Genomic DNA, 7,619 nt, shown 5'->3' with positions numbered 1-7,619 from the left:
GGGGCCCGCGGGCGGGGAGCCGCGGAAGCTGCCGACCGACGGCGACTTCGGCTTCCGGGCCGGGGCGGAGCGGCTGGCCACGGCGTACGAGGGCGGCTGGCTGGCCTGCCGGATGATCGCCGAGAAGTGGGGCGAGGCCCGGCTGATCGCCTTCTACCGGGACATCGGGCGCCGCGGGGTCCGTACGGCTGCGGGGGCCGTGAAGGCGCCGATGGAGGCGCGGACGGCCGGCCCCGCGGCTCCGGCGGCGTCCGCGCCGCCCGCGGCGGGCGGCGACCGGCAGTCCGCCCGCAACGCGGCGGTGGATCGCGCGCTGCGGGATCAACTCGGCGTCGGGCTGGCCGAGTTCACCGCGATGTGGCGCGTGTATGTGCAGCGCCAGCTGGCGTGACCGAGGGGCGCGCGCCCGGCACCCCGGCGCGCGCCGCGGCGCCCGCGCCGCCGCGGGTGGCGGCCCACAGCCGGCGGCAGGCGCTCAGCGACGCGGCCACCAGCAGGCCGTTGCGGACCAGCAGCAGGGTGACGCCCTGGGTGGTGCTGCCCACCACGTCCGAGAAGCAGATCGGGAACTCCAGCAGGGTGACCCCGGTCGCCAGCAGGACGAGGGCAGCCGGCCACCCCTGCCGGCTGCCCCGTACGGTCCGGCACACCGCGGCCAGCCCGACCAGCCACAGCAGGTACTGCGGGCTGATCACCCTGCTGGTGGTGGTGAACAGGAGGGTGGCGGTGAACGCGGCGTCGGGGAGCACCGCGGCGGTCAGCTCCCCGGCGCGCAGCCGCCACAGCACCAGCCAGCCCAGGGCGGCGGCGGTCAGTGCCAGCGCCAGGGCGCTGACCAACGGGACGCCGGGGCCGAGGAATTCCACCGACCCGTAGTTGAGCAGCACCTCGCCGCCCCAGCCGAAGTGCCGGGCGATGTGGAAGACCAGCGCGCCCAGCGACTCGATCTCCGTGCCCCGGTCGCGCTGGAAGGTCACGAACGCCAGCGCGCCCGGCGCCAGCGCCACGGCGCACAGCGTCAGCCCGGCGGCCCAGCCCGCCGCGTGGCCCCATAAGGCGCGCGCCCGGCGCCCGCGCAGCGGCGCCCCGGCCAGCAGCAGCGCCGGCCAGACCTTCAGCAGTGCGCCGAACGCGATCAGGGCGCCCGCGACCCGGGGGCGCCGGACCGCCGCGTACAGCGCGGCGACGGCCACCGCGGTGACCATCAGGTCGTAGCGGGCGTACGCGGTCGGGCCGAGCAGCGCGACGCCGATGGTCCACACCCAGGCGCCCGCGGTGCGGTGCCCGGCCCGGCGCCCGGCGCGCAGCAGGAGCGCCAGCACCGCGGCGTCGGCGGCCAGGACCAGTACGGCGAACGCGGTGGCGTACGGGAGGAACGGCAGCAGGCCGGGGGCGAGGACGGGCAGGGCGGCGGCCGGCGGGTACTGCCAGGTCACGTCGTCCAGGGGGAAGCTGCCGGCCTTCAGGACCTCGGACCAGCCCTGGTACGTCGTCGAGACGTCGCTGGTGACGTCCGGGCCGGGGAGCACCAGCACCCCCAGGACGCACAGCAGTAACAGTGCCCGGGTCGCGGCCCATGCCACCACCGGGAGTCCCGCCGTGCGTGCCCTGCTGCCGGTGCTGCTCATCGTCTCCCCGTCGGTCGTCGGCCGCCCTGCCCGACTGCATGATGACGTCGGGGGCCCGGAGTCACATGATCACGGAACGCCGTGCGGGTGTGGCGGGAGGGGTCCGGCCGGGTGTGCCGGGGCGCGCCGCTCGCGGCGGGCCGCCTACCCGGTACTGTCGGGCCCAACCGCCCCTGCCGCCGGGAGCCGGACCGCCCGCCGGCGCTGCCCACCGACCCGTCCGCCGAGAGACCACCGTGCACAAGACCCTCATCGTCACCAACGACTTCCCGCCCCGGCCGGGCGGCATCCAGGCTTTCCTGCACAGCATGGCGCTGCGGCTGGACCCCTCGCAGGTCGTGGTCTACGCCTCGACCTGGAAGCGGAGCGAGGAGGGCCGCGCGGCCACCGCCGCCTTCGACGCCGAGCAGCCGTTCCCCGTGGTGCGGGACCGTACGACGATGCTGCTGCCGACGCCGCGGGTGACCCGGCGGGCGGTCTCCCTGCTGCGCGAACACGGCTGCTCCTCGGTGTGGTTCGGGGCCGCCGCGCCGCTCGGGCTGATGGCCCCGGCGCTCCGGACGGCCGGCGCCCGCCGCATCGTGGCGACCACGCACGGCCACGAGGCGGGCTGGGCACAGCTGCCCGCCGCCCGGCAGTTGCTGCGCCGGATCGGCGAGGGCACCGACACCCTCACCTACCTCGGCGAGTACACCCGCTCGCGGATCGCCGCCGCGCTCACCCCGGAAGCCGCCGCCCGGATGGTCCAACTCCCGCCCGGCGTCGACGAGAAGACCTTCCACCCGGGCTCGGGCGGCGACGCGGTGCGCGCCTGCCTCGGGCTCGCCGGCCGCCCGGTGGTGGTCTGCGTCTCCCGGCTCGTTCCGCGCAAGGGCCAGGACACCCTCATCGAGGCGATGCCGGCGGTCGTCGCTCAGGTGCCGGACGCGGTGCTGCTGATCGTGGGCGGCGGCCCGTACGAGGAGGAACTGCACGCCCTGGCCCTGGAGAAGGGCGTCGCCGACGCGGTCCGCTTCACCGGCGCGGTCCCCTGGGAGGAACTGCCGGCCCACTACGGCGCGGGCGATGTCTTCGCGATGCCCTGCCGCACCCGCCGCGGCGGTCTCGACGTGGAGGGCCTGGGCATCGTCTACCTGGAGGCGTCCGCCACCGGGCTCCCGGTCGTCGCGGGCGACTCGGGCGGCGCTCCCGACGCGGTTCTGGACGGCGAGACCGGCTGGGTGGTCCCCGGCGGCTCCCCGGCGGCCACCGCCGAACGCCTCGTCACCCTCCTCGAGGACCCGGCGCTGCGCCGCGCCATGGGCGAGCGCGGCCGTGCCTGGGTGGAGGAGAAGTGGCGCTGGGACCTGCTGGCGGAGCGGCTGAAGGAACTGCTGTAGACGCGTATGTGGCCACGTACGGCTACGAAAGATCCACCGTCGTGGTCGAGCGCTGCCGCGGAGGAGGCACATGCGGCTCGGGCCGGGGAGCGGCCACGCTGCTCCCCGGCCCGAGCCGCAGGATCATTTCCCGCCGCGACGGCGAGCAACCCGTTTGGCGCGGCCCGGCGGTGCCGGCCCTGCCGCAAACCCGCACGTGGCAGGTCCCCGCGGGCTACCCCCGGTAGATCGCCTCGATGTCCTCGGCGAAGTCCTTGGCCACCACGTTCCGCTTCAGCTTCAGCGACGGGGTGACATGGCCCGACTCCTCGGTGAACTGGGTCGGCAGGATACGGAACTTGCGGACCGACTCGGCCTTGGAGACCGCCGCGTTGCCGTCGTCGACCGCGCGCTGGACGGCGGTCAGCAGCTCCGGGTCGCCGGCGATGTCGGCGGGCTTCACATCGGCCGGGTGGCCGTGCTCCTCGGCCCAGCGGGGGAGGAACTCCTCGTCGAGGGTGATCAGGGCGCCGATGAAGGGGCGACCGTCGCCGACGACCATGCACTCGGCGATCAGGGCGTGGGCGCGGATGCGGTCCTCGATGACGGCCGGGGCGACGTTCTTGCCGCCCGCGGTGACCAGTATTTCCTTCTTGCGGCCGGTGATGGCGAGGTAGCCGTCCTCGTCGAGGGTGCCGATGTCGCCGGTGTGGAACCAGCCGTCGGACAGCGCCTCCTGGGTGGCCGTCGGGTTGTTCCAGTACTCGCTGAAGAGGTGCTCGCCGTGCAGCAGCACCTCGCCGTCGTCGGCGATCCGGACGACGGAGCCGGGCAGCGGCTGGCCGACCGTGCCGATCTTCTGCCGGTCCCAGGGGTTGAAGGCGGTGGCGGCACAGGACTCCGTGAGGCCGTAGCCCTCCAGGACGGTGAAGCCGATGCCGCGGTAGAAGTGGCCCAGCCGCTCGCCGAGCGGGGCGCCGCCGGAGATGGCGTGGCCGGCCCGGCCGCCGAGGACGGCCCGCAGCTTCCCGTAGACCAGCCGGTCGAAGACCTTGTACGTGAACTTCAGCCCGAACGACGGCCCGGCGGGGGTGTCCAGCGCGCGGCTGTAGGCGATCGCGGTCTCCGCCGCCTTGTCGAAGATCTTGCCCTTGCCGTCGGCCTGGGCCTTGGCGCGCGCCGAGTTGTAGACCTTCTCGAAGACCCGGGGGACGCCCAGGATCATCGTCGGCCGGAAGGAGGCGAGGTCGTCGGTGAGGTTCTTGATGTCCGGCGCGTGGCCCAGCTTGATGGGCGCCATGACCGAGGCGACCTGGACCAGCCGGCCGAAGACGTGCGCGACGGGGAGGAAGAGCAGGACCGAGGAGTCGCCGGTGCGGAAGAGCGGGCGCAGCCGCTCGACGACGTTGCCGCACTCCGCGAAGAAGCTGCGGTGGCTGAGCACGCAGCCCTTGGGCCGGCCGGTGGTGCCGGAGGTGTAGACGATCGTGGCGGGCGAGTCCGCGTCGGCCAGCGCGCTGCGGGCGTCGACCTCGGCGTCGGAGATGTCGTCGCCGGCGGCCCGCAGCCGGGCGATCGCGTCCCGCTCGATCTGCCAGATGTGCGCCAGGTCGGGCAGCCGGTCGCGGACCGACTCGACGGTGGCCTGGTGGCCGGGCGTCTCCACCAGGCAGGCCACCGCGCCGGAGTCGCCGAGGATCCACTGGACCTGCTCGGCGGAACTGGTCTCGTACACGGGGACGGTGATGGCGCCGGCGCTCCAGATGGCGAAGTCCAGCAGCGTCCACTCGTAGCGGGTGCGCGACATCAGGCCGACCCGGTCGCCGGGCCGGATGCCGGCGGCCATCAGGCCCTTGGCGGCGGCGCGGACCTCGGCGAGGAAGGCGGCGGCGGTCACGTCCTGCCACGACCCGTTCACCTTCCGTCCCAGGACCGCAACATCCGGGTGCTGCGCGGCATTTCGGCGGATGAGATCCGTCAGGTTGCCGTCCGCGGGGACCTCGTACAGGGCCGGAAGGCTGAACTCGCGCAAGACTGCTGCTCCTCGAAAGCGCCGGCACCACGACGCTGTGTGCGCACCGGCTTGCGGTCCATGATCATGCGGGGGGATCGGACTGCCCGGACGTTACCCACCGGTATTGCTTTTGGGATAGGGGGTCGCAGCCAGATGTTCGATGCGTCACATGCTGGGGACAGGTCACAAGACTGCACCGCGCAGACTAGACCAGGCCAATGGTGACCCGAAAGTAACCGCGGGCACCGGACCGGCCTCCCGCCGCGTGGGCGGAGGGATCTAGGGTGACGCCATGCGCGTGCATGTGGTCAGTGACGTCCATGGCAACAGCCGGGACCTCGCCGCGGCGGGGCACGGGGCCGACGCCCTGGTGTGCCTCGGCGACCTGGTCCTCTTCCTCGACTACGCCGACCACTCGCGCGGCATCTTCCCCGACCTCTTCGGGGTCGCCAACGCCGACACCCTGGTCGAGCTCCGCACCGCCCGCCGCTTCGCCGAGGCCCGCGAGCTGGGCCGCCGGCTGTGGGGCGAGCTGGACCGGACGGGCGCGGGCCGCGAGGCGGTCATCGAGGGCGCGGTCCGACGGCAGTACGCCGACCTCTTCGCCGCGTTCCCCACCCCCACGTACGCCACCTACGGCAACGTCGACATGCCGCGCCTGTGGCCCGAATACGCCGGGCCCGGCACCACCGTCCTTGACGGCCAGCGGGTGGAGATCGGCGGCCGGGTCTTCGGATTCGTCGGCGGCGGCCTGGCCACCCCGATGAAGACCCCGTACGAGATCAGCGACGAGGAGTACGCCGCCAAGGTCGAGGCGGTCGGCGAGGTGGACGTGCTGTGCACCCATATCCCGCCGGACGTCCCCGATCTCTGCTACGACACCGTCGCCCGCCGCTTCGAGCGCGGCAGCGCGGCCCTGCTGCACGCCATCCGCACCACCAGACCGCGCTACTCCCTGTTCGGGCACGTCCACCAACCGCTCGCCCGCAGGGCCCGGATCGGCAGTACGGAATGCGTCAATGTCGGCCACTTCAATGCGACCGGGACGCCGTATGTCCTGGAGTGGTGAGCCCGGTGGCGGCGGCCGTCCGGCCTGTCGTTCCCGGCCTGCTGGTGTCGGTGCGGGTTCCGCCGCGCGGTAGCCTTCAGCAGCACAGACACCGCGTTTCAGCGGTCCGGGGACCGGCATGAATCGGCATGGAGGAGTCACGGCGATGGCCGAACACACCAGCTCGAACATCACGATCGAGGCGGCACCGGCCGAGGTGATGGGAGTGATCGCCGACTTCGACCGCTATCCGGAGTGGACCGGAGAGGTCAAGGAGGCGGAGGTGCTCGCCAAGGACGACCGGGGGCGCGCGGAGAAGGTGCGCCTGGTGCTGGACGCCGGCGCCATCAAGGACGACCACACCCTCGCCTACACCTGGAGCGGCGAGAACGAGGTCAGCTGGTCGCTGGTCAAGTCGCAGATGCTGCGCGTCCTGGACGGCTCGTACCGGCTCGCCGCGCTGGAGGGCGGTACCCGCACCGAGGTCACCTACCAGCTCACCGTCGACGTCAAGATCCCGATGCTCGGGATGATCAAGCGGAAGGCTGAGAAGGTCATCATCGACCGGGCGCTGGCCGGGCTGAAGAAGCGCGTGGAGAGCGGTCCCGCGGCCCCGCAGGCGTCCGGCGACGAGGCCGAGAAGCGCTGAGCGTGCGGACCGTCCTCGTCACCGGCCCCGGCGGCGCGGGCCGCACCACGCTCGCCGCCGCGACCGCCCTGGCCGGTGCCCGGCAGGGCGCGCGGACCCTGCTGCTCACCACCCAGAGCAGCGCTCCGGAAGCGGTGCTGGGCGCCCGCCCCGGTGTGGCGGCGCCCACCCCGATAGCCGGTGCCCCCGGTCTGCACGCCCGCCGGATCGACCCCGCCGACCGCTTCCGCCGGGAGTTCCTCTCCTTCCAGGAGCGCGCCGGCGCGGCCCTCGACCTGCTCGGCGCGGCCCCCCTCGACGAGGACGAACTCACCGAACTCCCGGGCTCCGAGGACTTCGCGCTGCTGCACGCGCTGCGCACCGCCCACGCCTCGGGCGACTGGGAGCTGCTGGTCGTCGACGCGCCGCCGGCCGCCGAAACGATCCGGCTGCTCGCCCTGCCCGCCCAGGTCCGCCGCTACCTCCGCCGCCTGCTGCCGCCCGAGCGCCAGGCGGCCCGCGCGCTGCGCCCGGTGCTCGCCCAGCTCGCCGGCGTCCCGATGCCGGCCCAGAAGCTGTACGAGGCCGCCGAGCGCTGGGAGAGCGAACTCGCCGCCGTCCAGCGGGTGGTGGACGCCCCCGGCACCTCTGTACGCCTGGTCACCGAGGCCGGCCCGGTCGCCGCCGCCACCCTGCGCACGCTGCGCGCCGGGCTCGCGCTGCACGGCCGCCGCACCGACGGCGTACTGGTCAACCGGCTGCTGCCCACCGGCTCCGCGGACCCCTTCCTCGCCGGGCTCTCCGGCAGTCAGCAGACCGCCCTCAAGGCGCTGCGCGAGGAGTTCCCCGACGTCCCCGTGCACGAGGTGCGGCACCTGGGCCGCGACCCGCAGGGCATCGACGAACTCGGCGAACTGCTCGACGGGCCGGTCACCGCCGGCCT

General features: G+C 73.9%; 6 protein-coding genes and 1 pseudogene. 5 read left to right on the top strand and 2 right to left on the bottom strand.

Annotation, left to right across the window (positions count from 1 at the left end):
• A pseudogene (locus tag RZ84_RS40870) lies at window positions 1-391 on the top strand (hypothetical protein); the annotation flags it as partial.
• Here RZ84_RS40870 and RZ84_RS09825 read toward each other — a convergent pair.
• On the bottom strand, window positions 348-1,628 hold the full coding sequence (locus RZ84_RS09825; RefSeq protein WP_043263991.1) for a glycosyltransferase family 87 protein: 1,281 nt from the start codon (window positions 1,626-1,628) through the stop codon (window positions 348-350). The pseudogene RZ84_RS40870 and the gene RZ84_RS09825 sit on opposite strands and share 44 nt — an antisense overlap.
• Before the next feature lie 236 nt (window positions 1,629-1,864).
• Here RZ84_RS09825 and RZ84_RS09820 point away from each other — a divergent pair, with 236 nt between their 5' ends.
• On the top strand, window positions 1,865-3,007 hold the full coding sequence (locus tag RZ84_RS09820) for a glycosyltransferase family 4 protein (protein WP_043263990.1): 1,143 nt from the start codon (window positions 1,865-1,867) through the stop codon (window positions 3,005-3,007).
• A gap of 214 nt (window positions 3,008-3,221) precedes the next feature.
• On the opposite strand, the gene RZ84_RS09815 is transcribed toward RZ84_RS09820, so the two are convergent.
• Window positions 3,222-5,018, bottom strand: coding sequence for an AMP-dependent synthetase/ligase (locus tag RZ84_RS09815; protein ID WP_043263989.1), 1,797 nt, complete (start codon window positions 5,016-5,018; stop codon window positions 3,222-3,224).
• Between the two features lie 274 nt (window positions 5,019-5,292).
• Between RZ84_RS09815 and RZ84_RS09810 the strand changes: the two genes are divergently transcribed.
• The 3 genes from RZ84_RS09810 to RZ84_RS09800 form a co-directional block, all read left to right on the top strand.
• A complete protein-coding gene (locus RZ84_RS09810) occupies window positions 5,293-6,069 on the top strand; it encodes a metallophosphoesterase family protein (RefSeq protein ID WP_107068100.1) in 777 nt (258 codons plus the stop codon).
• A 145-nt stretch (window positions 6,070-6,214) separates the two neighbouring features.
• Window positions 6,215-6,697: an SRPBCC family protein gene (locus RZ84_RS09805; protein ID WP_043263988.1), complete on the top strand. Its 483-nt coding sequence runs from the start codon at window positions 6,215-6,217 to the stop codon at window positions 6,695-6,697.
• A gap of 2 nt (window positions 6,698-6,699) precedes the next feature.
• Window positions 6,700-7,619 (top strand): ArsA family ATPase (locus tag RZ84_RS09800; RefSeq protein WP_241777637.1); only part of this gene is annotated, 920 nt, incomplete at its 3' end.

Origin of the sequence: Streptomyces sp. CT34 (genome assembly GCF_000805335.1) — a bacterium.
Classification (GTDB): domain Bacteria; phylum Actinomycetota; class Actinomycetes; order Streptomycetales; family Streptomycetaceae; genus Streptomyces.
This window is presented reverse-complemented; position numbering and strand designations above follow the sequence as displayed.